Annotated in this window: 23 protein-coding genes; 9 read left to right on the forward strand and 14 right to left on the reverse strand. The window is 34.7% G+C overall.

Going from position 1 to position 25,343, the window contains the following annotated elements; genetic code table 11:
* Position 1: 1 nt before the first annotated feature.
* The 6 genes from K350_RS0101825 to K350_RS0101850 are packed head-to-tail and all read right to left on the reverse strand — an operon-like array spanning position 2 to position 4,174.
* Complete coding sequence (locus tag K350_RS0101825; protein ID WP_028978460.1) at positions 2-397, reverse strand: hypothetical protein; 396 nt, start codon at positions 395-397, stop codon at positions 2-4.
* On the reverse strand, positions 381-1,142 hold the full coding sequence (locus K350_RS0101830) for a SulP family inorganic anion transporter (RefSeq protein ID WP_037573566.1): 762 nt from the start codon (positions 1,140-1,142) through the stop codon (positions 381-383). The genes K350_RS0101825 and K350_RS0101830 overlap by 17 nt, the downstream gene beginning before the upstream one ends.
* Positions 1,127-1,864: a DUF2071 domain-containing protein gene (locus K350_RS0101835; protein ID WP_028978462.1), complete on the reverse strand. Its 738-nt coding sequence runs from the start codon at positions 1,862-1,864 to the stop codon at positions 1,127-1,129. Before K350_RS0101835 ends, K350_RS0101830 begins: the two co-directional genes overlap by 16 nt.
* Positions 1,851-2,264, reverse strand: a complete 414-nt coding sequence (locus K350_RS0101840; protein WP_081670862.1) for a DoxX-like family protein — start codon at positions 2,262-2,264, stop codon at positions 1,851-1,853. The genes K350_RS0101835 and K350_RS0101840 overlap by 14 nt, the downstream gene beginning before the upstream one ends.
* Positions 2,265-2,278: 14 nt before the next feature.
* Entirely contained in the window at positions 2,279-3,067 is a 789-nt protein-coding gene (locus K350_RS0101845) for a DUF2310 family Zn-ribbon-containing protein (RefSeq protein WP_028978464.1), read from the reverse strand.
* A 12-nt stretch (positions 3,068-3,079) separates the two neighbouring features.
* Positions 3,080-4,174 carry a hypothetical protein gene (locus K350_RS0101850; RefSeq protein WP_028978465.1) on the reverse strand — a complete coding sequence of 365 codons (1,095 nt, stop codon included), beginning with the start codon at positions 4,172-4,174 and terminating at the stop codon, positions 3,080-3,082.
* Positions 4,175-4,438: 264 nt separating this feature from the next.
* Between K350_RS0101850 and K350_RS0101860 the strand changes: the two genes are divergently transcribed.
* Positions 4,439-5,890 carry a RapZ C-terminal domain-containing protein gene (locus tag K350_RS0101860; RefSeq protein ID WP_028978466.1) on the forward strand — a complete coding sequence of 484 codons (1,452 nt, stop codon included), beginning with the start codon at positions 4,439-4,441 and terminating at the stop codon, positions 5,888-5,890.
* Positions 5,891-5,910: 20 nt separating this feature from the next.
* Complete coding sequence (locus tag K350_RS0101865) at positions 5,911-6,627, forward strand: nucleotidyltransferase family protein (protein WP_028978467.1); 717 nt, start codon at positions 5,911-5,913, stop codon at positions 6,625-6,627.
* Positions 6,628-6,676: 49 nt separating this feature from the next.
* Here the strand turns inward: K350_RS0101865 and K350_RS0101870 are convergent, their stop codons facing one another.
* On the reverse strand, positions 6,677-7,477 hold the full coding sequence (locus tag K350_RS0101870; protein ID WP_028978468.1) for an SDR family oxidoreductase: 801 nt from the start codon (positions 7,475-7,477) through the stop codon (positions 6,677-6,679).
* 142 nt (positions 7,478-7,619) lie between these two features.
* Here K350_RS0101870 and K350_RS0101875 point away from each other — a divergent pair, with 142 nt between their 5' ends.
* Positions 7,620-8,009 carry a tautomerase family protein gene (locus tag K350_RS0101875; RefSeq protein WP_028978469.1) on the forward strand — a complete coding sequence of 130 codons (390 nt, stop codon included), beginning with the start codon at positions 7,620-7,622 and terminating at the stop codon, positions 8,007-8,009.
* A gap of 67 nt (positions 8,010-8,076) precedes the next feature.
* Here K350_RS0101875 and K350_RS0101880 read toward each other — a convergent pair whose 3' ends face one another.
* Positions 8,077-9,399, reverse strand: a complete 1,323-nt coding sequence (locus K350_RS0101880; RefSeq protein WP_028978470.1) for a DEAD/DEAH box helicase — start codon at positions 9,397-9,399, stop codon at positions 8,077-8,079.
* 661 nt (positions 9,400-10,060) lie between these two features.
* Here K350_RS0101880 and K350_RS0101890 point away from each other — a divergent pair.
* Complete coding sequence (locus K350_RS0101890) at positions 10,061-10,972, forward strand: hypothetical protein (RefSeq protein WP_028978472.1); 912 nt, start codon at positions 10,061-10,063, stop codon at positions 10,970-10,972.
* 63 nt (positions 10,973-11,035) lie between these two features.
* On the opposite strand, the gene K350_RS0101895 is transcribed toward K350_RS0101890, so the two are convergent.
* The 4 genes from K350_RS0101895 to K350_RS0101910 form a co-directional block, all read right to left on the reverse strand.
* A complete protein-coding gene (locus K350_RS0101895) occupies positions 11,036-11,602 on the reverse strand; it encodes an RNA 2'-phosphotransferase (RefSeq protein ID WP_211236701.1) in 567 nt (188 codons plus the stop codon).
* Between the two features lie 15 nt (positions 11,603-11,617).
* A complete protein-coding gene (locus tag K350_RS0101900) occupies positions 11,618-12,124 on the reverse strand; it encodes an endonuclease V (protein ID WP_028978474.1) in 507 nt (168 codons plus the stop codon).
* A gap of 9 nt (positions 12,125-12,133) precedes the next feature.
* A complete protein-coding gene (locus K350_RS0101905; protein ID WP_162144113.1) occupies positions 12,134-13,033 on the reverse strand; it encodes a DUF7003 family protein in 900 nt (299 codons plus the stop codon).
* 517 nt (positions 13,034-13,550) lie between these two features.
* Entirely contained in the window at positions 13,551-14,066 is a 516-nt protein-coding gene (locus tag K350_RS0101910; protein ID WP_028978476.1) for a D-glycero-alpha-D-manno-heptose-1,7-bisphosphate 7-phosphatase, read from the reverse strand.
* A 38-nt stretch (positions 14,067-14,104) separates the two neighbouring features.
* On the opposite strand from K350_RS0101910, the gene hemG reads away from it, so the two are divergent.
* Both hemG and K350_RS0101920 read left to right on the forward strand, forming a co-directional pair.
* Entirely contained in the window at positions 14,105-15,484 is a 1,380-nt protein-coding gene (hemG, locus tag K350_RS0101915) for a protoporphyrinogen oxidase (RefSeq protein WP_051312762.1), read from the forward strand.
* Positions 15,485-15,506: 22 nt separating this feature from the next.
* Entirely contained in the window at positions 15,507-16,244 is a 738-nt protein-coding gene (locus tag K350_RS0101920; protein ID WP_028978478.1) for a polyprenol monophosphomannose synthase, read from the forward strand.
* Between the two features lie 29 nt (positions 16,245-16,273).
* Here the strand turns inward: K350_RS0101920 and K350_RS0101925 are convergent, their stop codons facing one another.
* Complete coding sequence (locus K350_RS0101925; protein ID WP_028978479.1) at positions 16,274-17,491, reverse strand: ABC transporter permease; 1,218 nt, start codon at positions 17,489-17,491, stop codon at positions 16,274-16,276.
* A 158-nt stretch (positions 17,492-17,649) separates the two neighbouring features.
* On the opposite strand from K350_RS0101925, the gene K350_RS0101930 reads away from it, so the two are divergent.
* From K350_RS0101930 to K350_RS0101940, 3 genes are read left to right on the forward strand one after another with little or no spacing between them, the layout of a single operon-like run.
* Positions 17,650-18,861, forward strand: coding sequence for an exo-beta-N-acetylmuramidase NamZ family protein (locus tag K350_RS0101930; protein WP_051312763.1), 1,212 nt, complete (start codon positions 17,650-17,652; stop codon positions 18,859-18,861).
* Positions 18,862-18,893: 32 nt separating this feature from the next.
* Positions 18,894-19,823 (forward strand): methionyl-tRNA formyltransferase, encoded by a 930-nt coding sequence (gene fmt, locus K350_RS0101935; RefSeq protein ID WP_028978481.1) that lies wholly within the window; start codon positions 18,894-18,896, stop codon positions 19,821-19,823.
* A complete protein-coding gene (locus K350_RS0101940) occupies positions 19,817-20,305 on the forward strand; it encodes a dihydrofolate reductase (RefSeq protein WP_028978482.1) in 489 nt (162 codons plus the stop codon). The genes fmt and K350_RS0101940 overlap by 7 nt, the downstream gene beginning before the upstream one ends.
* Positions 20,306-20,323: 18 nt before the next feature.
* On the opposite strand, the gene porU2 is transcribed toward K350_RS0101940, so the two are convergent.
* The gene (porU2, locus tag K350_RS0101945) at positions 20,324-25,342 is read right to left on the reverse strand and encodes a putative type IX secretion system sortase PorU2 (RefSeq protein ID WP_028978483.1); all 5,019 of its coding nucleotides are present in this window, start codon (positions 25,340-25,342) and stop codon (positions 20,324-20,326) included.
* Position 25,343: the final 1 nt, after the last annotated feature.

Here is a 25,343-nt window from a genome sequence, read left to right on the forward strand (position 1 = left end):
TTCACAAAAGATAAGCCATTAAAAACACAACGGTAAAATAAGTCCAGATGACAGAGAATACTATATGAACAATAGTCTCTAACGCCTTTCCTTTCCAGAGCCTGGGTGAGTAAACAAAAAACTGAAATAACAGCCGAAGACCCCAGAAAACTGTCAATGCAAGTACCACTTGTTTCCCAAGTCTGGTATTCAATAATTCTTTTGCACTGAAAAAACAAAACATTCCAAACAGAAATACGACAAGGGCAATAAAGAATGTATGAACATACATAAGTTGTTTATTGATCAAGCTCACAGACTGTAATTCATTTTCCCAATCGAAATATTTAGGAAAGATAACATGAATGACAGCAAGTATCATGGAAATAATACCAATGATTTTAAGATGCAGTTCCATATTTTTTAAGTGCAAAGCCTGATATAAACGGTGTAATTTTTATTTCTTTCGAAACTTCCAAACCAGCTTCAGTAAAGACTTTAAGCCAATTATTCTTAGAATAAAAATGAAAGAACCCGATATTATAAGCAAAAAAATTTATAAGGTCTCTTTGATGTTCAACCACTATGATCATTCCCTGGATTGTTATCGCTTTCCTCAACTGTTCAAAGAAAATTATCCTTTCTTCTTCATTTCTTATTTCATGGGCAGCAAACATAAGTAGTATTACATCAACACTACCTTCTTCTAGTGGGACAGCCTTAGTATTTATAACCTGTGTTTCCGGATAAGGCTCATACAGCTTTCTTGCCCTTTCAATAGAGATTTCTGTATGCAGTAATGGATCATAAAAATCAAAAACAGAAAATCTTGAATCCGGATATCTACTTTTTACCACTTCACTTATTTCATCAAATCCTGCATTGATATTAACGATTGATGCAGGCTTTAATGCAATAAGCTTATCAAGAAAACTGAGCTTGTACAAGTCTGTTAAATCATAAATATATAGCGATGTAACAAGAGAAATCACAATGCTAAGCAATGTGGCAAGAATAGCTATATTGAAAAGAATATTATCCAGAAAATAATATTTTCCGATTATCAATAACAAGATAAATATTAAAGCTATGACAAAGGTATGCCAGTTAAACAGAATGATATTGGTTACTCCTTGAAATGGTTTTCTTATTGTGCTTTCCATTTTTCAATCACTCCTTTCTTCCAATAGTAAGGGATATTCTGTATTATAAAGGCATTGGCCAGTTGTATTCCTTGGAAATGCATTTGATTCAGAAAGCCTACATTTTCTTTAATAACTTCTACAGGCTTTGGTATCCAGGATTCCCTTACGCCTTCTATGATCAAAACTTCTGAAGTGACCGCATTATAGGTAAAAGTAAAAGGCAATGGACCAGCATATCTTCTTGCTTCTTTCCAATCATCAAAAGGTGAGCCGTGGGGTAAAGCAGCATTTTCACTCAAACTGACTTTCACATCTAATGCTGATTTAACAGATGATATAGAGATAGATTCTTTATTGCTATTAAGTATTATGTCTGTTGTAGTATAATTATAATGAGTAAAAATATTTCCAAAGAAAGACATCTTTCTTTTATTAGTTTCTGACTTTAATATATATAGGCCTCTGAGCCTCTTTCCTCTATCATTATTAAATTTCACAAAGATCCGAAATCCGGCAAGAAAAAAATCATTACCCATAAACTTAGGAACGCCTTTAGGTCTGAGGTCTTTAGTCTGCACGAGTGCAACCGCCACGAATCCCCATTTATCTTTAAAAGTATCTAATTCAAGACATGGGGGAATAAGAGTCTGAAGTTGTTCCTTAGGGACAGCGTAAGTAAGGACGAGAGAGCTTTCAAAAAAAGTTTCTACAGCAAACGGATGATTTTTAAGAGACAGCATTTTCTGAGGTTGTATTAATTCCTACTAGTAAAAATTCATTGATATAAACCGCAATAACAAATAGCAATGCAACAAATAAATTTCCCCGACCAAACAGAAGCAGGTCAGGAGCCAGGATTGCTTCGATAATGTTCATTGTAACTACAAGTCCTATTTGAGCAATTGAACACCATTTGGATTTTATTCGGCTGAATATCCAGACTACCATAAACAACTCTCCCACCCCAATAGTCTTTGTAATCAGAAAAGCATGATTGTCTCCCAGAATTCGTCCGACAATTTCCTGATGACGAGGGACCATATTTAAAAGCTTGCAGAACAACCCATTAATAAGCCAGACTAGCGCCATGCTTACGCGAAATATAATTTTAAGATAATCTTGATTTATTTTAAAGTTCATACTTATCCTTAACATTAAAAACTCATAGTAGACACAAGTCTGCACTGATCACACTTACAGTTGTGAAGATTAAAATAAGATTGTTCTTCTAAAGTCCAGTCGCCTTTACAACTTGGACAAGTTCTCACGATAACATCTTCTGTACCTGAAATTTGTGCATTATAAAACAGGTAATAATATGTAGGTACTCCCGTAATTTTCTCAAGATTAACACAACAATCTCTACCTTTTCTATTCAATTCACTGTTTGGGTTGCTTAATTGATCAGAGGTCCATACCTCGCCTCCATATCCACTATACCAAAGTCCTTCAATATGGTCATAGTCTCTGTTCCAATCAATGATATCAATAAAAGACTCTCCTTTGTAGGTATACGGTAATTTGTATAATGGGATCTGGTCCATTGAATCTCCGTCATAGATTGGAGAAATGCGGTTAGACTTTAAAATTAAAAATTTTGGTTTTTCTAAAATTATGGTTTCTTCAAATTCAGGATCAAGACCTATATAAACAAAATCAAATGAGCATTGAAATTCTGTAATTATTTTGTATTTAGTATCCTTAGTTAACTTGGTAGAGTATTTGTCTTTATAAGAATCTTTTTCAGGACAGAACAAATTTAACTCAAGGCCATCATTTATCGATTCATACTGATACTCTAAATTAATAATTTGACTACTTTTAAATAATCCATTCAAGTAATACCCCATTTGTTCGAAAAAATTATACCGATTGAAAAGATCATTAAAGAATTCCTTATCCGCAATTTTTCCGTCCCTGATTTTAAGTTTAATTATATGCATTGCAAAAAAATGTCATGAACTTTGATTAATTGAAAATAACATTTTCTTCTTTATCCTCCTATCCAGCTGCCACATAATGATCCAATAGACAGGCATTATCAAAGGATAAAAAATTATAACCAGAAATGTATAACCATGATATCGACTAGCCTCCGGACCGATAACTGAATCAATTATTTCAAAGGTATACATATACCAAATGAGTGTGATTAATGGAATTAAAATACTTCCCATAATTACTATCCATGAATATTTCTTCTCCGGATTGCGAATGCGGTTTCTTTTGATGCGACTGTAATGAACCAAAGTAACAATGATTGCGAATAATATCATCATTTTAAGAGGTTTCACTAAAAGAAGGATTCTTGCTAAGTAGCTGACTTGCGGATTATATGAAAATTCTATTTCATCATCCGGAAGTTTATCAAATTTCCAAATTGCTATAGAATCCAAATTTCCTTCAGTTGGCTTTCCGAGATTGGTCTTGATCTCAGAATTGTTATCCGAAGCTCTTAAAGTAATTTCAATGGATTTGAAAGACCTCCAGAATTTTGCCGGGAATAAGGAATATTTGAAAGAATATTTTTTTACCCAATCCCATAAGTCCACCCAAGCATTGGAAGTATATTCCACATGTATTTGATGTGCTCCTTGAGTTAAATCTGCTTCAAAGTACTTGAGATCATTAAACTCCATCTCGCTTTTTAAATTCTGACTCCAATCCGGACTATATAGAGATTCATAGAATTTCTCCAATGGAGTGTGATCAATATCCCTAACACCTTCAGGAATTGCTTTTACCTTGACTTCTTTATTATCAATCCAGACCTTAAAATCATCTTTATAATCCACCGCATAAAAAAGCAATGGAATTTGCATACCAGAGGAGTCACACTGAATATAGTAATCAATTTTATATAAAGCTGTATGGTCCTCTTTATTGATCTGTATAAAGATTTTCTCTTTGAGTATGTCTATATCGCTGCTTGTCATGGCTGATCCCGATATTGTTCCCTCCCAATATGGTGAGGCCATATTGGCAAAGCAGGTATGGGCGAACATTAACCCTTGAATAAATACCGAGAAAATAACTTTTCTAATAATCATATTTCAGCAAAAAATCTCCCTTGGTATACGTGAATTTTATCAAAAGAAGTTGTATCCCTCATGCGCACTTTGTCTTCAATATTTAGCTGCAAATCAAATATTTGCACTAAAAAACTCACTTTACTTAAAAATATCTTTTTATAAAAATGAATTTCAGACAACTATTTATTGTTTTATTTACTTTGTAATAAAAAAAGAATATAGAATATTCAAATCCAAATTTATAAACAGGAGATTTTGCCTCCTTTAGAAATCAGAAGCATCATGTCTACAATTATTATAGAACAAGTAAAAGCATTTTTTGAAAGCTGGAAACCTGAAATACCCGTGGAGGAAGTCAGACAACTGGCTCAGGCAGGAAGTGACAGACAATATTTCAGGGTCAAAACGGCTCCTCGATCATATATCGTCACCTATAATAACAACACTCCGGAAAACTCAGCATTTCTGGAATTTTCAAGGCATTTTGCCAGCAAGCAACTTGCTGTTCCGGAAGTTTTCCACTCCAGTACTGATAAGCAATTCTATATTCAGGCAGATCTCGGGGATACTTCTTTGTTTGATATAGTTCAGAATGAGGGTTATACAGACCGTACTTTTGAATTGTATCAGAAAACCTTTGCTCAGCTAGCTCAGCTTCAGATTCAGGGTGGAACAGGCTTGAACTACGACTACTGTATTGCAACCCGCTCATTTGACAGACAGGCGATCTATTCCGATTTGCTCTATTTTAAATATTATTTCCTGAGAGCACTTAAACTTAATTACGACAAGAATCTTTTGTTGAATGACTTCGAAATGCTCAGCTACTACCTAATGCAAGAGCGCAACAAGTATTTCATGCATAGGGATTGTCAGAGCAGAAATGTAATGGTAAAAGATGATAAAGTCTACTTTATAGATTATCAGGGAGGCATGCAAGGCGCTCTTCAGTACGATGTAGCTTCAATGCTATGGCAGGCGAAAGCCGCTTTACCATTCGAATGGAGAGATGAACTTGTTCTTTATTATTTTGACAGAGTAAATGATCTATTGGGAAATCAGCTCAACAAAAAAGATTTCTTAGATATATACCGTGGCTTTGTTCTTATTAGAATGCTTCAAACGCTTGGAGCATATGGTTTCCGTGGACTCTTTGAACGCAAGCCTCATTTTATAAGCAGTATTCCATTCGCATTAAGAAACTTAAGATGGTTCCTTGAAAACAAAGGAATTCCAATCCGTCTGCCGGAGCTGGAGAAGGTGCTAAATGCTATGGTGGAAGAAGACATTGTTAAACGTTTTGAAAACATAAAGGCAGAAAAGGATAGTAAGTTAGTTGTTAAAATCTGCAGTTTCTCCTATAAAACCGGCCATCCTGAAGATCTATCAGGAAATGGCGGAGGCTTTATATTTGATTGCAGAGGCATTCTAAATCCCGGAAGATATGAGGCTTATAAAAAACTTACAGGAAGAGATAAACCTGTTCAGGATTTCCTGCTTTATCAAACAGAAATGCCAGTTTTCCTGCAACATGTATATAGTATTGTCGATATTAGTGTAACAGATTATCTGAAGCGAGACTTTGATAGTCTGATGGTAAGTTTTGGCTGTACTGGCGGACAACACAGAAGTGTGTTTGCGGCAGACAGTCTTGCTAAGCATCTTCAGCAAAAGTTTGGAGTTAAAGTTGAATTACAACACTGCATTCAGGACGCAAAAAACTGGGTTAACTAAATAAATCAGATTCTATTTTTATGAAGGCAATGATTTTTGCTGCAGGTTTAGGAACTCGCTTAAAACCCTTTACAGAAAACCATCCTAAAGCGCTGGCTGTTGTGAATAACAAGCCTTTGTTACAAAGGAATATCGAATATCTTAAAGGATATGGAATTAAGGAATTTGTCATAAATGTTCACCATTTTCCGGATCAAATCATCTCTTTCTTAAAAGAGCATAACAACTTCGACTGTAAAATCAGTATTTCCGATGAAACAGATGCTTTGCTTGAAACAGGAGGCGGTCTTAAAAAAGCATCTTCTTTTTTAAAAGGAGATACTCCCTTTCTGGTGATGAATGTGGATATGCTCACCAATCTTGCAGTAGACAAAATGATAGCATTTCACAATGCCGGAAAGGCTCTTGCAACACTTGCTGTGACAAGACGTGAAACTTCCAGATATTTTTTATTCAACGGCAGGAATGAATTATGCGGATGGCAAAATACAAAAACAGGTGAAGAAAAAATAAAAAGAACGGAAGCTGATTTAACTCCAAAAGCTTTTAGTGGAATCCATATTATTGAGCCGGAAATATTTAATCTGATAAAACAGGAAGGTAAATTTTCAATGGTCGATGTCTACCTTGACTTATGCAGTAAAAATACCATCATGGGATTTGACCACACTTCAGACATCTTATTGGATGTGGGAAAGCCTGAATCGATACAACAAGCTGAAGCCTTGTTTTCATAAATAAAAAATCCCTGTTCTGCAGGGATTTTTTATTTAAATTTTATCTGTATCAAATCTTGTAAAATCCAGCAATGATCCTTTCAAACATATAATCAGGGACGATCTTTTTAATAAGCACAGAGAGCTTTTCTGTTACCTTACCAACTCTGTAAATTCTCTTAACTTTATCAGCTTTCATGATTGATTCAATAAGCGGGCCAAATATCTCCGGCTCCAGACCTTTGCTTACGCTTTTATTGATAGCATCATAAGCCCTATTAAAACTATCTTTATAAGGACTACCTTCCGGAACTTGAGTAAATAGCCTATTGGCGCTGATATCCGTTTTAATGCCCCCCGGCTGAATACAACATGCCTTAATTCCAAATTTTTTTGTTTCTATTCTCAAAGCTTCGGTATAGCGATCTACTGCGGCTTTACTGGAACTATAGACACTTCTATATGGCAACCCCATTTCTGATGCAATAGAACTTATATTAATGATCAAACCGGATTTATTATTTCTCATAGAAGGTAAAACAGCCTGACAAACTCTGACAACTCCGATAAAATTTGTACTCATTACCTTTTCTGCATCAGATAAGGACAGGTACTCACATCCACCAGCTATTCCAATACCTGCATTGTTTATTACAACATCTATCTTGCCATTCTTTTTAATAATATGGTCTGTCGCAGCTTTTACACTCTCATTGTCGCATACATCCATTGGAAGAGCTTTAAACTTTAACCCTTCTTGTTTTATAGACCTGGAAGTACCATATACAATGTGCCCTTGAGAAGTCAGATAGTCCGCGATCACTTTTCCTATACCGGAAGAGGCGCCGGTTACAAGTACAATTTTTGACATTACTGATAAGAAATAATTTTCACGAATATATATATAGTTCTATGCAGGAGCAATATTGGAGGTCTGTTTGCCTTTAATTTTCATGAAACTGAGTTTGGTATTGTTTTTTTATTTTATTTTTAATAGAAAAAAAACTAAAGCAATGTCACAAGTAAAAATATATGGATTAAAAGAAAAACTGGATCTTGTGAAAAAGGATCTGTCTGATGTAATTCATGAATGTGTTGTAGCAGCATTGGAATTCCCTAAAGACAAGCGCGCTCACAGATTCATAGGTTTAGCGAAAGATGATTTTTATTATCCGGATGGACGTACAGAAGCCTATACCATTATTGAATTTATAATGATCGAAGGAAGAACAGTTGAAACTAAAAAGAAACTAGTCAGATTGTTATTTGAAAGGATAAAAGAAAAAATTGGTATATCGGAAATCGATATTGAGATCTGCATTATGGAAGCTCCTGCTCACAATTGGGGCTTCAGAGGTTTTCACGGTGACGAAGTAAAGCTTAACTATAAAGTGTCTATATAAAATAAAAAGCCCTTCAGAATATTAATCTGAAGGGCTTTTAAAATTCTATATTCTATTGCTCCAATGTTTATCGGGCACCTTTAGAAGTGTTGTTATTGTTACTCTGTTTATTATTGCCATTGGACTTTTTTCTACCGAACCATTTAGGCTTGCCCGAACCTGAAGGTTTACTATTCTGCTTTGCACCACCTGACGGGTTTTGCCTTGCACCAGTTGACTGACGAGAGTTGTTAGACTGGGGAACTTCAATACCAGGCCCATCAAAAGGATGCTCTTTAATTACAGGTATTTCCTTTGCTATCAATTTATTGATAGCTCTGAGATAAGCACGTTCTTCCGTATCACAGAAAGCAATCGCAATACCATTAGCTCCTGCCCTTCCTGTTCTGCCTATTCTGTGCACATAGGTTTCAGGCTCGTTTGGCAGCTCATAGTTAATTACATGAGAAAGCTTTTCAATATCTATACCTCTGGCAGCAATGTCTGTGGCAACGAGTACCCTTATTTTCTTAAGCTTAAAGTTCTCTAATGCTCTTTGTCTAGCATTCTGAGACTTATTACCATGGATGGCTTCTGCCGAAATACCAGCTTTGGTAAGATCCTTGCTGATTCTGTCTGCGCCATGTTTGGTTCTCGTAAATATCAAAGCCTCGGGAATAGCAGGATCTTTCAGCAAATGAATCAACAACCCTTTTTTGTTAGATTTCTCAACATAGTATACCAATTGATTCACTGTTTCGGCTGCAGATGAAACAGGAGCTACTTCTACTTTTTTGGGATTTACAAGAATTGATTCTGCCAGATTTTTTATTTCCGGAGCCATCGTAGCTGAAAAGAACAATGATTGTTTCTTAGCCGGAAGCTTGGTCAAAATCTTTTTGATATCGTGAATAAAGCCCATATCCAGCATTCTGTCAGCTTCATCCAGAACAAATATCTCAATATGATCCAATCTGATAATTCCCTGGTTCATAAGATCCAAAAGCCTTCCAGGAGTCGCTATTAGTATATCTACTCCTCTTTTTATAGCTTCAACCTGAGGATTCTGAGATACTCCTCCAAAAATAACAGCATGATTTACTCTTGTATTTCTTCCATAGGCTGAGAAACTATCTCCTATCTGAATCGCTAGTTCTCTCGTTGGAGTAAGTATTAAAGACTTTACAGTTCTTTTCCCCCTGTTATCTGTAATTTTATTTTCAAGCAATTGCAATATCGGTAAAGCGAAAGCCGCAGTTTTTCCTGTTCCCGTCTGAGCACAACCAAGCAAATCTTTCTTTTCAAGGATAAAAGGAATAGCCTGAGATTGAATAGACGTAGGCTGAGTATATCCCTCTTGTTCCAGAGCCTCAAGGATTGGGGATATAAGATTTAATTTTTTAAAAGACATGTATTAAATTGTTTTACGAGGGGCTCCACCTGAATCCTTCAATATGAGAAGAATTTACATCTACCTGTATTTGACATTACCAGGGAAGTATATGTCTTATTGTGAATTCCCTTTCTGTGAATATTTTTTTTGGGAAAATTTCTCTCTGAGTCCCTGGAAATTTTATTATTTTAAACCTGAATGTGTAACTTAAAAGAAACTAAATGAGGTAGTTATTAGTTCAATTTGCCTCATAATGAAGGGCCGAAGGAAAAACTCTGCAATCAATCCGCAAGTGCTACAACAGATCAAAGCTAGGCAAATAAATTTGTAAAACCTAAAGATGCTAAGGATCTCATCCTAATAACCTGACTTTAAAGTGTTTATTTTCTTTAATAAAACTTTTTTCTTTAAATTCAGTAAACAGCCAAATCAATTGTTTTAAGGGATATACATCAATTTTGAAGGAAACAAGCTGGATCTTGATGCGACAAATGACTTTATTCGCATAATTTTTCGTTTTTTTTCCCGTTTTTCCACCAATGAAAGACAATGGATGATTAATTCTCTAATTTTCAAATTAAAAGAAGACTAAAAAATACCCATTGAGCTGCATATAAATTTGCTAAACCATATAAAATCCTTTTAATTTACAACCTCGAAAAATTGAACAAAACAACTTATGGAACAAAAAAGCAACAAGACTGTAAAAATTCTCCTTGCTCTTTCACTGGTAGTGAATATTGCCTTAATCATTTTTGTGATTACACTGAATAGTCAAAATGATGAAAAAGCTCAAAAAATTGATGAGTTGACAGGTGTAGTAAGCACTAAAGACAGTGAAATCGTAGCTAAAACACAGGAACTGGAAACAATGAGCCAGGATCTTGAAAGAATCAGACAAGAAAGAGAAAACCTTGGTTTACAAAATGACTCTCTTGATAAGCAAATCGCTGATCTGAACACATTTATCACTCAGTTGAAAAAATCAAGCAAACTTGATTCTAAAAAACGTAAAGAACTTGAAGAGTTAGTTGCTAAACTTAGAGAAGAGATCACTGCTAAAGATTACGAAATCGCTCAGTTAAAAACTGCTAACGATTCTTTGAATACAAGTGTAAGTAACCTTACATCTGAGAAGAGAAAACTTGGTGATTCTCTTGATCTTACTTCTAAAGAACTTGCTTATGCATCTATCCTGAAAGCTGAAGGCGTTAAAGTAACTGCGTTGAAAGAAAACGGAAAAGAAATGGATCAGGAAGAATACAAACACAGCAAAATCGACAGAATAAAAATCACTTTTGTTCTAGCTGATAACAAAGCTGCTAAGAAAAACCTGAAAAAATTCTATGTAACACTTGTTCCTCCATCTGGAACTCCGTTCTCTGACCCAATCAATGGTGGAGGTGTTGTTAACCTTGCTGACGGAACTGAAGCTCAGTATACACTTAGCCAAGACCTAAGCTTTGACAACTCTAATCAAAAAGTTTCTTTCCTTCTTTCTAAAGGATTCAACTATATTCCAGGACAATATAAAATTCATGTATACTCTGAAGGACATAAAATCGGAGAAGGTGGATTCAATGTAAAATAAGCTTTTATCAAGCTGTAAATAAAAACCTCAGATTTACCATCTGAGGTTTTTTTATAATACTGCCTATCCTTTAATCTCCGTAAATCCCAGTTTCAAGTATTTAACTGGAACATGATCAGTAAGCCAAACTTTATTCTCTGATAGATAAAAGACAAAACCATCAGCAAACATCGCTTCTGATGCTACCTCAAAAATTACAGGTTTTCCATGCCTCTTACCAACAGATATAGCTATCTCCACATCAATACTTAAGTGAACATGTTGGCGACTTTGCTTATCAAGACCTGTCTTTAATATTGACTCCGAAAAACGTTCTGCTGTGCCATGATACAGTATTGCAGGAGGCTTTTTAGACTCATAACCTAACTCAATATTAACAGAATGTCCCTGACTCGCTCTTATGAGCGTTCTACTTTCATTATATGCAAATCTCTTTTTGTTATTAGTAGCTACAACATAATCAAGTATTTCAAATGACATATTAAATCCATGCTGATTCATCTTGAAAATTAACAGCTCAGGGTCAACCCAACCGTTCTCATCAAGCCTGATACCAATTGATTCGGGTTGATGCCTTAACACAAGACTTAAAAATTTGCTTATTCTTTGATTTTCTTTTTCACTTATCAAACTGATAAAAACTAATTAATCATTTTCTTTAGTCATGTTGTCCAATTGTTTAAGAAGATCCGGAATTCTGTATGGGCCATACATGGCTTTAACATTTGCAGAAGCCTCATCTATATTTATCCCCACAGCAGTAATGTACAGGGGCTTTTTACTTACGCCTCTGTATACTTCTCTCTTTAAATTATTTATTTGAGCGAAATTGGTTTTAGCAACACCAATAACAGGAATACGATTTTCCAATACATTGAAAAGATGAGCTCCCAATCCTGGCTTGTATTCATCATCAAGAAAGACAAAGCCATCCACTACAATCATAGTAACTTCATCAAGTTTTATTTTATTTAATAAACTTAAAATACAAGGTAGTTCGCGTTTATAAAAAGCCCCTGATTCATATTCACTCACTTCTTCTTTTATTTCAGAAAATATTTGAGCTGGAATTTTATCATTCCAGTCAGCAAACAGAAGGCAAACAGTCTTTGCCTTGTTTTCAAAATAATAAGTGTCAAAAGCTAAAATCATAAAGTGGCTTCACAAGGCTCCTGACCTCCAATTAGTCCAATGGTTATTAGGAGTAAGCTTTGGTTTCCAAAAAGTCGTGTCTCCCGTAACCAATATTTTTGCAATCATACGATAGGTTTCATAGCTATCAGGAGTCATGTTATTTTTATGGTGAAATGAGTCAATTGTTATTAATTTAGGAAGAGTGTCTGGTAGATTTTTTCTAAGATCCTCTTCATTTGCAGACATTACTTCTTTTTGGGTTTCACTTAAAAATCTGACAAGGTCTTTAAAACCCACCAATCTTTTCGGATTATCATACTCTCGGAATTTTATATCAAAAGCTTCATACTCTAATCCGTTATGATTAACAGGCAACAAGACATCTCTCACTTTTATTTCATTTATATCAGAATCGACTAGTTCAAATTGTTCCATTTCAAGACCTTTGAAGTTTTGAATCCTTTTAAATTCCTCCTGTGAAATCAATTCTACTGAAGAAAAATTGCTAACATAGGACCTTTCGGGGGAAATTTCTTTTGAATATGAAATACAATTACCAATATAGACCAAATTTATTTGGGCATTAAATTGCCTGTTATGGTAGCCATTGGTTTCAAAAACTATGGCCCATCTATTCTTATCTGCATACAAGTGAATCTTGCTGCTGGCAATAAACATATAGCCATTTTCCAGATCAGGAAAAAAATTATATACTATTTGATTTTCATTTGATTTCGGAAATCTATCTCCAGGAATTCCCTTAAAAGCCAAATTTAGTTCATTTAAAACAGATTGTTCGTCAAAGTTTAAATTCACAGGAGATATAAAATCAATTTTACTCATCATTACTTTTCCTGAATCGACAAATTTCATTTGATTATCAGTTTCTTTAATTTTTCCGAAACATCCTGATAATAAAACAATCATTAAAGTATAGCCAAAAGCTTTCATCTACTAATACTAAAAAATAAGACATAAAAACTAATTTTAAAATTAACCCAAATGGATAGTTTTTTAAATAATCTCACCAATGCTTTGCTTCTTATTTAAGTGAAACCCATCAGGAAAAGAAATCATCAAAATTCTTTTAAAAAAAATAATTGGACAAATTAAAGATTTTAATCCGGCATTTTTGTGCCTCAATCCTTTATACTTTCTGTTAATTATTGCTTAAAATATCAAAAAGTTAAAGAAAAAGTATCCGGCACTAAAGTGCCTTAAACAATATAAATATATCCTGATTTACAATAATTTACAGTTTGAAAAGATGAAACAATCTGCAATATTTACGTATAATCGATTGAACAAGAGTAAAAAGGCAGCTAAACACGCTACTATTTACGTTTAAACTATTTTTTGATATTTTTTTAATTATCTTTTTGATCTAAAAAAATTAGCCTCCGAAAGTTTTTTCGGGGGCTTTTTTTTAAATGCTTGTTAAATCTTATGCCTGTAAAATTAATTCTGAAGCTTTTTTAAGGTCATCTGCTTTAATATCAACTTCTACCGGATAAGGTTCTTCATGTCCAACCAGAACAGTTTTAATTCCAAGTTTTTTTGCAGGTACTAAATCTCTGTTTTTATCACCAATCATCCATGAAGATTCTATATCTATATCGAATTTAGCAATTGCCTTTTCAAACATAAGCGAATCTGGCTTTCTTGATATGGATTCAGAAATAGTCTGGTGATATGGGCTATAATAATATCTGTCTATAAGACAACCACACTTTTCCTGAAAAAAATCATGACAGATTTTAACGTCTTCGTGGCCGTAAATACCTTTTGCAATTCCTGACTGGTTTGTAATTACCACCAACAGATAACCTGCCTTTTTAAATGCTTCCAAAGCTTCTATTACTCCAGGTATAATTTTAAAATCTTCCAAAGTATATGTATAATCAACTTTGTCAACATTAATCACACCATCGCGATCAAGAAAGATACATTTAGCGCCCATTAAATTTCCTTAATTTTTTTTCCAAAAATAATCCTTTTATGTGCATTGGAATGTATTTTCGCAGGCAGGAACTTACACCAGATATTATGGTTGGAATAATCGGAGCAGGAATTTCAGGATTAACATTAGCTTATCAACTTCAGGAAAGAAACATACCTTACCTTTTATTGGAAGAAAAAGACATAACAGGAGGATATATAAAAACTGAAATTACTGATAATTATACGCTGGACATAGGTCCAAACAGTATTTTGGCTGATGAAGAAATCACAAAATTCTTTAATTCAATAGGCATTGAAAATGAACTTATTGAAGCAAATCCGAACAGTAAGGATCGCTACATTTTTAAAGCTGGCAAATATCAGGTGTTACCCGATTCCCCGCCCAAATTACTCAAAAGCAACTTCTTTTCTTTCAAAACCAAAATTTCAATATTACGCGAATTTTTCAGAAAAACAGAGAAGATTGAAGACGAAACTTTAGCCCATTTCATAACCAGAAGATTCAATAAAGAAGTTACAGATTACGTACTAAATCCATTTGTAACAGGTATTTACGCTGGAAATCCTGAAAAACTGCTAGTAAAACTTACTTTTCCTATTTTAAATGACCTGGAAAATAAATATGGTTCGGTATTAAAAGGAATGCTAAAATCCGGCGGAAGTGGTAGAAGGAAATCTTTTAACTTTAGGAATGGCATGGCTACTTTGCCAAAAGCTATTGCTAAAAAACTGAAAAATCTTCAGTTAAATACACAAGTAGAAAAAGTGGAATATCAAGATGGTCAATACAAGGTATCTGCTCTTTCAAACGGTCAAATACTTTCGTACAACTTCAGTCAATTGGTAATAGCAACACCGGCTTTTGCAGCATCTTCGATTATGGAAAATATATCAATCGAAGTTGCCAAAGCTTTAAGTCAGATTGAGTATCCTTCAATGGCATTGGTTCATACAGTTTATTCAAAGGATAATGTCAATGTTCAATTAAATGGTTTTGGCGGGTTGAATCCTAAGATTGAAAATAAATTTGCTGCAGGCTCCATATGGACTTCCTCAGTATTTTCAGGCAGAGTTCCCGATAATCAAATCCTTTTAACGTCATTTGTCGGTGGCAGTCAATATTCTGAACAATATAAAAACGCGGATCAACAGATCAAGGAAAACATCATCCAGGATTTTCAAAGGGATTTGAAAATTGAAGGAAGACCGTTAATGCAGAAGATTCACAGATGGGAAAAAGCAATACCTCAATATGATAAGAACCTTCAAGCAGCTTATTCGGAAATAGAAAAGCTTCAGGTAAAAGGCATATATTTTTGTGCGGGCTGGTATAAAGGAGTATCTCTTTCTGATTGCATTAAGAATGCAAGTCAATTGGCAAAAAATATTTCCACCTTAAAGGATACTCATTCTTAAATTTGTTTTTTATTTTTAACACGTGGAAAAGGCGATTGTCATTATACCTACTTATAACGAGAAGGAAAACATTGAAACTGTAATCAGGAAGGTATTTACATTAAGTATTCCCTTTGATGTTCTTATTATAGATGATGGCTCGCCTGACGGAACTGCGGATATTGTTAAAGAACTTCAACTAGAATATCCCGGCAGACTTTTTCTGGAGCAAAGAAAGGGCAAACTTGGACTTGGTACCGCTTATATACATGGCTTCAAATATGCTATTGCGAGAAACTATGAGTATATATGCGAAATGGATGCAGACATGTCTCACAATCCGGAAGATCTTGTTAAACTCTATAATTCTTGCGCGGAACAAGGTTATGATCTGGCTATAGGTTCTCGCTATGTAAATGGTATCACTGTGATCAACTGGCCCATGAGCAGGGTTTTAATGTCCTATTATGCCAGTACCTATGTTCGTTTTATTACAGGTATGCAAATACAGGATACCACAGCTGGTTTCAAGTGCTACAGAAAAAAAGTGCTAGAAACAATTAATCTGGATGACATAAAATTTACAGGATATGCATTTCAGATTAAGATGAAATTTTTAACCTGGAAATTTGGATTCAAGATAATAGAAGTGCCTATCATTTTCACAGATCGTACACTTGGACAATCAAAAATGTCTTCAGGAATTTTTAAAGAAGCCGTATTTGGTGTGCTTCAGATGAAAATCGAAAGTATGTTCAAACATTATATACCGGAACAATAATCAACAAATTCATTATTGTAATTTTTTCTCTAGCTAAACTTAATTGATTTAACCGGTTTAATTTTTGAAATCACAAACACCGGAATAAACATAACCAGAGCTATCAGTGTAAATGTCATCAAATTAATCAATCCCAATACTTCAAAATTCCATTCGATAGGAACTGAACTCATGTAATAGTTTTCAGGATCAAGAGGTATAATCTTAAAATAATACTGAACAAGACAAAAACCAATACCTGCAATATTTCCCCAAAGCATACCTTTCAGAATAATAAAAATACCGTTGTACCAGAAAACACCTCGAATTTGTCCATCAGTAGCTCCGAAAGCTTTTAATATCCCAATCATCCGAGTTCTTTCCATGATCATGATAAAAAGTGTTGAAACCATATTGAAGCTGGCTACAAAAAGAATCAGGACCAGAAATATGGCAACGTTTCGGTTTAACAAAGCTAACCAGTCAAAAATCTGAATATACCTATCGGTTATCTTTTCCAGTTGCATGTCATAATCCATTGCTTCAAATACCTTTTCTGAAGCGGTCGTCAGTGTTGAAAAATCTTTAAGAAAGATTTCATAACCACCGATCAGTTCCTCATTCCAATTGTTAATTTTCTGTAGAAGCCTGATATCTCCAAGTATGATGAGATCATCAAACTCTTCAAGACCAGTTTCATAAATTCCTTTAATCAGAAGCTTCCTATATCGTGGGGGATTTTGAACAAAAAAGATCATAACACTGTCGCCAATGCTTAGTCTCATTTTATTGGCAATTCTTTTACTGATCATTATTTCTCTGGAATATCCACTATCCGGCAATGTCAGAAATCTTCCTTCTACGATATTATTTTTAAACCTGGAAAAGCTGAAGTCCTTTCCTATTCCTTTAACGATTACTCCATTTACTTCCTCGTCTGTTTTAAGCAAACCTGCCTTTTTGCTATAAACCTGAATATGAGCTATCTCACCAATCTTTGAAGGATGATCGTATAAATCTGTGTGTTTGGGAAAAGGAGATTCTTCATAAGAACGACTGATATCATGCCTGCTGACTTGGATATGAGCTCCAAAACTAAAAATCTTTTCTTTGATTCTCTTTTTAAAGCCTTCCAGTATTCCAAAAGACACGATAATGAAAGCAAGCCCAATGGCAATACTTGCTATCGCTATATTCCTCACCAGATATGTAAAAGAATCTTTCCTGACGTGACGAATTCTGCTGGAAATAAATTGGTATATATTCATGAACCGATCGAGCGGAAAATAACTTTCAATTTATGGAACTGATTATTATAAAAACGATCTTAATAAAAGAAGGAAAATTATAAACCATCTAAAAAATCGTTTTAATTTTAACCCTTAAATATACTTACATATTTGTTTATCATTCAAAAAATTTAAAAATGAACAAAATGTTTTTGGCTTTTTTCCTGTCGTTCAGCCTGCTGGTTAATGTTTCGTCCTGCCATTCAACAGATAAGCAAACCGATTCAGCAAAAGATAATCCTTCTCAGATGACAGCTTCACCAATACTCCCAGGGGCTTATCAGACTGAAGAATATTTACCTTTTTTAAAAGGTAAAAATGTAGCCCTGGTAGTAAACCAAACCAGTCTGATTAATAATACCCACCTGGCTGACACTTTACTAAGCCGTGGTGTGAAAATCAAAAAAATATTTGCACCGGAGCATGGTTTTCGTGGAGAAGCAGATGCAGGTGAAACAGTGAAAAATGATGTTGATAAAAAAACAGGATTGCCGCTGATTTCGCTCTATGGGGCCAACAAAAAGCCTTCTGCTGACCAGCTTAAAGACTTGGATATTATAATCTTTGACATTCAGGATGTCGGTGCAAGATTTTATACTTACATAAGTACAATGCATTATTTAATGCAAGCCTGTTCAGAGAATGGCAAAACATTATTAATCCTAGACAGGCCTAATCCCAATGGATTTTATATTGATGGACCAGTCCTTGAACCTAAGTATAAATCTTTTGTAGGTATGCACCCTATTCCAATTGTTCATGGTTTGACAGTTGCCGAACTTGCTCAAATGATCAATGGTGAACATTGGCTGGACAGCAACAAAACATGTAATCTTAAGATTATAAAGGTAAAGAACTACGAACATAAAGACCATTATGCTCTGCCTGTAAAACCTTCACCTAACTTACCCAATGACTTGTCAATCATGCTTTATCCATCACTAGGGCTGTTTGAAGGTACTGTAATGTCCGTTGGAAGAGGAACAGATAAAGCATTTCAGGTTATTGGTGCACCTGATACCGCATATGGAAAAGACACATTTAAACCTGTTTCAACGCCGGGAGCCAAAAATCCCCCTTATGAAAATAAAGTATGTTATGGAGTTGATCTTACTAAGCTATATCCTGAGCCAGGCTTGAAGTTGAGATATGTAATTGACATGTATAAAAAAGCACCAGACAAAGAAAAATACTTTAATAACTTTTTCAATAAACTTGCAGGAAACAGTAGCTTGCAGGATCAAATAAAAAAAGGGATGAGCGAAACTGCTATCAGAGAAAGCTGGCAGGCTAACCTTGACAAATACAAGCTCATGAGAAAAAAATATCTTTTATACAAAGATTTTTAAACTCATTATTAGTCTCTTGATAACATAACTTTATGCCCAAAGACCTAAGAATCATTTATATGGGAACACCCGATTTCGCAGTTCCCAGTCTTAAAATATTAGTAAAGAACTCATATAATGTAGTAGCTGTAGTGACTGCTCCTGATAAGCCTGCAGGTCGTGGTTTAAAACTTAAAGCTTCACCAGTAAAGGAATATGCAGAATCTGTAAACATTCCTGTTTTGCAGCCTGTAAGTCTAAAAGATCCTGCATTTCTGGAAGAACTGAAGAGTTATAATGCCAACCTTCAGATAGTTGTAGCATTCCGTATGCTTCCCGAATCAGTCTGGAATATGCCAGAAATAGGTACATTCAATCTACATGCTTCTCTCCTGCCCCAATACCGCGGCGCAGCACCAATCAATTGGGCTATTATAAATGGGGAAAAAGAAACAGGTATTACAACATTTTTCCTTAAGCATGAAATAGACACTGGAGATATAATATTTCAGGAGAAAGAACCTATTTATTTAGAAGATAATTTTGAAATGCTATACGGAAGGCTGATGAACCTTGGAGCAGAGCTTGTGCTTAATACTGTTCATGCAATTAAAAATGATACAATCGTTCCAAAGCCTCAGGTTATGTCTAAAGAGCTGAAGCCTGCCCCTAAAATTTCAAAGGAAACCGGAAAGATCGATTGGTCAAAATCATCAGCAGACATAGAGAACCTGATAAGAGGCCTCTCTCCGGTCCCTTCAGCATGGACAATATTAAATGATAAGGTTCTGAAAATTTACAAGGCTTCAATTGTGAATGCCATCAATGTAGAAAACCCAGAACAGAAATCATTTTTATGTGATAATAAAACCTATCTGTATTTCAAAACCGGCAATGGATATCTCAGCCTTGAAGAAATTCAGCTTGAAGGAAAGAAAAGAATGATGATCGACGAATTTCTAAGAGGATATAAACCATGCTAAAATCAATAATAGTAGCTGTATCGGTCAATGATGTTATCGGATATGAAAATAAGCTTCCCTGGCATCTTCCTGCCGACTTAAAATATTTTAAGAACCTTACAATGGGCCATCATGTAATCATGGGGAGAAAAACCTATGAGTCGATAGGTAAGATATTACCAGGAAGGGTATTTGTAATAGTGACAAGAGATAAAACCTATTCAGTCCCCGGAGCTACTGTAGTTCATTCAATAGAAGATGCCTTTAAATATTGTAGCGATAATAACGAGTCAGAGGCCTTTATAATTGGAGGTGCAGACATCATTAATCAATCTGAAAGATTTGCTGATAAGCTTTATCTTACAAGAATTCATGAGAATTTTGTAGGTGATGTATATCTTCAGTTTGATATGGCTCTATGGAAAGAAGAATCAAAACAGGATTTTACTTCTGATGAAAAGAATAAATATCCCTATTCATTCCTGGTATACCATAAAAAATGAACCACTACAATTACTTATCTATCTTAAAATATAGAGTTTTCCATAATCCTTTTTAAACGCTTTATCACCAGCAGTAGACCTTCTTTTAAAATTGTCTCCTGCATTCTTTATAATGACACGATATAAATAAACACCATTCGCAAGCTTATCACCGAATTCATCAGCTCCATCCCAGGCATATTCTGATTTATTGTGTCCAATTCTAATACTACCAAGCTCTGCTTTGGTAATTTCCCTTACTACTTTTCCTGTCACAGTCATGATTTGAATCTTAAGATCCTCTGGTATTTCAGAACCGGTAAGAGTAAAAACAAATCTGGTACTGGTAGAGAATGGATTTGGATATGGATAAAAGTGACTAATAGTTGATTCATTAATCACTTCAAATGATATTTCATAAAAATTGCTACCAGCCCTATTATTAGAAGCATCTGTTCCTTGGACTATTAATTTGTACATTCCATCAGGAAGATTTTTCGGATTATAGTCAACACTGAATCTGTTTGTTCCTTTTTCACCATTTTGCCCCCATCTTAAAATATTCGGATTGTTGAAATAAATAGGCTCCGGTTGTCCATTGCCCCGCTGAAGAAAGATCAAAACACCGGTAGTATCTTTTTTCAAAAGGTATTTATTTTCATCATTAATAATTACATTAATAACTGGACTTGGTGAAACAATATCCCCATCCATAATATGGGCTCCGTCAAATAGGACATCTAACAAAGGATTTGTATTGTCTTTATCAACTGAATAGTTTAATTCAAGGATATTATTGGTGTAATATTGTTCCTTTTGAAGTTTAGGGTTTACATAAATCTGAAATTGATTTCTTCCTGAAAACCCGGCAGTATTTAAGTTTTGATTAAAAGAGATCGTTCCAAAAGGAGCAAGTTTTCCAATATTCACAAGAGTGGTATCTGCTTTCCCAGTCACTAAACTTTTTTGGATATATCTAACTTTTAGGGAATCCTTAAAGGGTAGATTTGTTATATTATCAAAGACAAACTTAAGATTTACATTTTCACCTTCATACTTATTCTTTATAGAATATTGATCAGCACCTGCTGCTTGTATATTCAAGGTTCCTTCTGGAATTGGGCTATAAATAACTTGCCATTTGCCAAAATCAGGAGGGACAAGGTTTACTGAATCTTCCAGATATACACTTAACTTGATGTATGGATAAATATCCGAATCAATTATTTTACTTAGGTCAAGACTATCTTTATCTTCAATAGAAATAGTGTCACTAAGACCATCAAATTTATATGCTATAATTTTTAAGTTATATTTTTTATCACCGTCTTTTGAAATATTCCTGAACAAAGTTCCCCATTGATCTGCAGGCCCGATAAGCGGTGAGGTCATAACTCCTTGATAAAAACTCCCCAGGATATTTGTAGTAAGCTCTACTTTCTTAGTTGAATATTCTTCAAATATAGGAGTAGATTCTCCTTTTTTTGCAAGCAATATATATCCGTATTTATTCTTTAAACTATCTAAATATTTTGCTCCGGTATATTGTTTTATCAAGGTCTTGAGTGACGGAGACCATTCTTCAAACTTAACAATACCAAAGTTAAATAGTAAAATATAATCGTCCTTCTTTATAGCATTGATATATTTTCTTATTGACACAGTATCAGGTAGTCTGGCAAACAGCCTGTTATTCCTGCCACAGTAAGTGATTTCCTGATTACTCATTGCATAATAAGGAAGACCTGTTATTTTATCAACCGAAAGGCAATACAACACATCCTGATAGCAATAAGCACCTGACCTTCCATTAAAAACCTGAGCTACACCATTTACATTGGCCCAAGCCTGACGAAACTGCTCTGGTGTAAATTCTGTATTAATGGTATCATAATCTGGCCCATCTGTTTTTATATTCAATGAAGTTGATACATTTTCAAACTTCAATTTACCTTTCATATCATCAATCAAGAGATGATCCAGGTCATTTTTGTTCAACTGACCTGTTTGTGATTGAGACCAGCCTTCAGGGCTTTCTTTTATATAGATAAATGAACTGTTGGCCCAAATTTCTGTTTCACCCGGATGAAGAACAGACTTCCTTACACGCCAATAATAGACTAGGCTATCATACTGAGGTAAATTATCCATCAGCTTTACATTCTCCCACTTAATGAGTGAGCCAGAATTTACAGTTATGGATTTTTTAAAAGGACTATTAAAGACCTTTGACGTATCAAGTTCTATTATGTAATTCTCTGATTCTTGCAGTAAATCTGTTGTCTGAGCTATGAATGTAACAGGTTGCTGATTGACGATACTGAACTCTCTAGGAAATAAACACTGAACCCCGCTCAATGGCATAAAATAGTCCAAAGACAATTTATTATTCACTACATCATCAACTTCTGGAATTTTATTTTCGCAATCAATCGTCACTTCAAAAGTATTAGGCCCGTAGGTTGAAACATCTTTAGAGCTTATAACATAGTATAGTGTGTCTTCATAATAAATCGGAGGATAGAAAACCGGAGGATAATTAATTACTTTTGTCCCAACTTCTCTTTTAATACAAATGCTAAAAGAATCCGAATTTGTTATGCCAAAATTACTGATAGGAATCCCAATTGAAAATGAGTCTGATAAAGCATTCACATTATTCCCATCAAAAGATTTTATAAATATCCCGGTACTATTTATAGAATAATCGGTCCTGTCCTTTCCATACTGAGAATACCCTGGAGCATAAACCCGCAAAGCAGGATCACCTACAAGAATCATTTGTTCCGAATTGGCAATAGCAACCTCATTATTTGATCCTTTAAGATATGCTTCAATTACATCACGTTGAATTTGTCCTATAGGCCTTTGCATTCCTGTAGTATCCTTGAACATCTTCTCGTAGAAAATTGAAGAGTAACGTCTCATCTCATGCGGATATCCAGCATCTGTATGCCCAACAAATATTACAGCTCCTTTATTGGGAGTTAAAAGCCAATCTTCAGCAAATGAATAACCAAAATAAATATTGGAAGAAGCACATCCATTCATCAATATCATGGGATATCTACCTTTATTGTTATACCCGTAAACATTAAGTGAAGCAAAACCAATATCAATTTCAGAATAAGTTGAGGATGAATGTCCCAAAAAAGTAATTAAACCTACCCCGCTGTTCACCTCTGCTGATACATTCATAAATTCAGTAGGGTTTGTAGAACTCTTTGCAAAACTCTTAACCCTTCCTCCCCAAAAAGGACCTTCAGCTATTGTTTTAAATCCTTTTAGATAGTCTCTGAATGTTATGATCTGAGATTCATTTGCACCTCCGCTCAGATGCAACAAATTCTTCCGCCATAGTGCATTGGGATTGAGAACAGCATTTTCATGCTCTTTAATTTTATTTAAATAATTATTCAGCCTGTCAGAATTTGTAGCAGGTATCCTCCCTATTGGAATAGCAGGTACATACTTATCTTTCCCTCCTAGCCCTATAACATAAGTCCAATCACTTCCAGGACTTCCACCTGCAGGAATCAAATCTTGTACTCTGTCCTGAGCAATGGGTGAATTAATAAATGATTGAGGATTATTTCTATAATAGTTTCCTGGAGAACCATGTGCAGGATCCAATCCTTTACCAAGAATTAGGGCATATTCTGGCTTACCTTTATCAACATAATAACTTAGAAACTTCCTGACAGCTGCAGGGGTCTTCTCCCCATATGTAAATAAATCATAGAGCTTCAATACATCAACAACAAGAGGTTTATGACCTCCTCCCTCAATAGATTGTCTATAAGCTGCGTATTCACTAGCTTTTGTTAATAACAGGCGATGCGTAATGATCAGATAGTCCAGATTTAATGGATACGGAGTAAGATCTGTTTCATTAATCTTTATAACCCTGTTATAGCTAGAGATTCCGGTTATCAGATATTTTGATCCTGACAGATTATTGACAGGTAATTGAAGTTTGCCTCCTGTTAATTGTCCTTTAATTAACTTCAGATTATTTCTGTCATATATATCATATACAACAGGTATTGACGGAATAGAAAATATACCGGACAAGGAAACTAACTTTGCTGAAGGTAAAAGATTTAACACCGCCTCTGTCCGTCCAGACATATCTGTTACCTGAGGATATGTAAGCTTAATATATGCCACTGACACTGCATCTGCGTTAGGGGCAACTCCCAATATTTTTATGGTAACTTTAAGCTGTCCGCCCGAGAAAGCCAATGGATTTACATCAACCTGAAACTTCTTATTGGTATGATTTGAAAAACCATTTACAATGTAAGAATAAGGACTGGAGGATGCATCATTTCCCAGGATAATCTGAATATTATGATTGAGATCATTTCTTCCAGAAAAAAGAATTTCAAGCTTAGGTAATTGTCCGGCACTATAGTAATTATTTATACTTAATGAATATTCACTACTTTCTCCATTATATTTTAATGGGCCAGTCCAGCCTTCTCCATAGTCCCAAGAAGACTTTGCTGTTTCAATAGAATAGTTTACACCCCTGTCATATTCATCAGTAAAGACATTTAAAATTTCTTCGAGATGATATTGCTCAGGTGATTCTGAAAAATCTCCAGTAAATTCCTGCATTCTCTTTCCATTAAAAGAACCAGATATTGTAAGAAAATATGCAGTCGTATCGGAATATAAATTATAATATTTATGAGGCTGGCTATAATAAGGATCGTAAAGAAGGCTGTCTAATTCACCATTGTTTCTTATTCCATAAAAAATCAAAGAATCAGTCTGATCAAAATGTGTATCATCCTCTCCTTTTAAGCGAATTGCCTGCTCTTTTCCACGATGAAAGAGTTGTATCTTCCTCGCATCAGAACTACTTAATGGGACGCCTGCACTTACAAGATCGTTGTAGGTTAACACATACATTCCACTCTTTGATACCGGGATTCTAAAATATCGTTGTCCTGAAACTATCCATTCATTTCCATATATCTGGGCAAAGGAACAATGAAAGAATAAAATGAAAGAAAAAAGGAAACCATATTTTAGAAAATGCTTCACCATA

Source organism: Sporocytophaga myxococcoides DSM 11118 (assembly GCF_000426725.1).
Lineage (GTDB): Bacteria > Bacteroidota > Bacteroidia > Cytophagales > Cytophagaceae > Sporocytophaga > Sporocytophaga myxococcoides.

Bases quoted from the DNA above. Each gene is read 5' to 3' on its own strand.
- K350_RS0101825 (WP_028978460.1), bottom strand. From the start codon at position 397: ATGGAACTGCATCTTAAAATCATTGGTATTATTTCCATGATACTTGCT.
- K350_RS0101830 (WP_037573566.1), bottom strand. From the start codon at position 1,142: ATGGAAAGCACAATAAGAAAACCATTTCAAGGAGTAACCAATATCATT.
- K350_RS0101835 (WP_028978462.1), bottom strand. From the start codon at position 1,864: ATGCTGTCTCTTAAAAATCATCCGTTTGCTGTAGAAACTTTTTTTGAA.
- K350_RS0101840 (WP_081670862.1), bottom strand. From the start codon at position 2,264: ATGAACTTTAAAATAAATCAAGATTATCTTAAAATTATATTTCGCGTA.
- K350_RS0101845 (WP_028978464.1), bottom strand. From the start codon at position 3,067: ATGCATATAATTAAACTTAAAATCAGGGACGGAAAAATTGCGGATAAG.
- K350_RS0101850 (WP_028978465.1), bottom strand. From the start codon at position 4,174: ATGATTATTAGAAAAGTTATTTTCTCGGTATTTATTCAAGGGTTAATG.
- K350_RS0101860 (WP_028978466.1), top strand. From the start codon at position 4,439: ATGTCTACAATTATTATAGAACAAGTAAAAGCATTTTTTGAAAGCTGG.
- K350_RS0101865 (WP_028978467.1), top strand. From the start codon at position 5,911: ATGAAGGCAATGATTTTTGCTGCAGGTTTAGGAACTCGCTTAAAACCC.
- K350_RS0101870 (WP_028978468.1), bottom strand. From the start codon at position 7,477: ATGTCAAAAATTGTACTTGTAACCGGCGCCTCTTCCGGTATAGGAAAA.
- K350_RS0101875 (WP_028978469.1), top strand. From the start codon at position 7,620: ATGTCACAAGTAAAAATATATGGATTAAAAGAAAAACTGGATCTTGTG.
- K350_RS0101880 (WP_028978470.1), bottom strand. From the start codon at position 9,399: ATGTCTTTTAAAAAATTAAATCTTATATCCCCAATCCTTGAGGCTCTG.
- K350_RS0101890 (WP_028978472.1), top strand. From the start codon at position 10,061: ATGGAACAAAAAAGCAACAAGACTGTAAAAATTCTCCTTGCTCTTTCA.
- K350_RS0101900 (WP_028978474.1), bottom strand. From the start codon at position 12,124: ATGATTTTAGCTTTTGACACTTATTATTTTGAAAACAAGGCAAAGACT.
- K350_RS0101905 (WP_162144113.1), bottom strand. From the start codon at position 13,033: ATGATTGTTTTATTATCAGGATGTTTCGGAAAAATTAAAGAAACTGAT.
- K350_RS0101910 (WP_028978476.1), bottom strand. From the start codon at position 14,066: ATGGGCGCTAAATGTATCTTTCTTGATCGCGATGGTGTGATTAATGTT.
- hemG (WP_051312762.1), top strand. From the start codon at position 14,105: ATGTGCATTGGAATGTATTTTCGCAGGCAGGAACTTACACCAGATATT.
- K350_RS0101925 (WP_028978479.1), bottom strand. From the start codon at position 17,491: ATGAATATATACCAATTTATTTCCAGCAGAATTCGTCACGTCAGGAAA.
- K350_RS0101930 (WP_051312763.1), top strand. From the start codon at position 17,650: ATGAACAAAATGTTTTTGGCTTTTTTCCTGTCGTTCAGCCTGCTGGTT.
- fmt (WP_028978481.1), top strand. From the start codon at position 18,894: ATGCCCAAAGACCTAAGAATCATTTATATGGGAACACCCGATTTCGCA.
- K350_RS0101940 (WP_028978482.1), top strand. From the start codon at position 19,817: ATGCTAAAATCAATAATAGTAGCTGTATCGGTCAATGATGTTATCGGA.
- porU2 (WP_028978483.1), bottom strand. From the start codon at position 25,342: ATGGTGAAGCATTTTCTAAAATATGGTTTCCTTTTTTCTTTCATTTTA.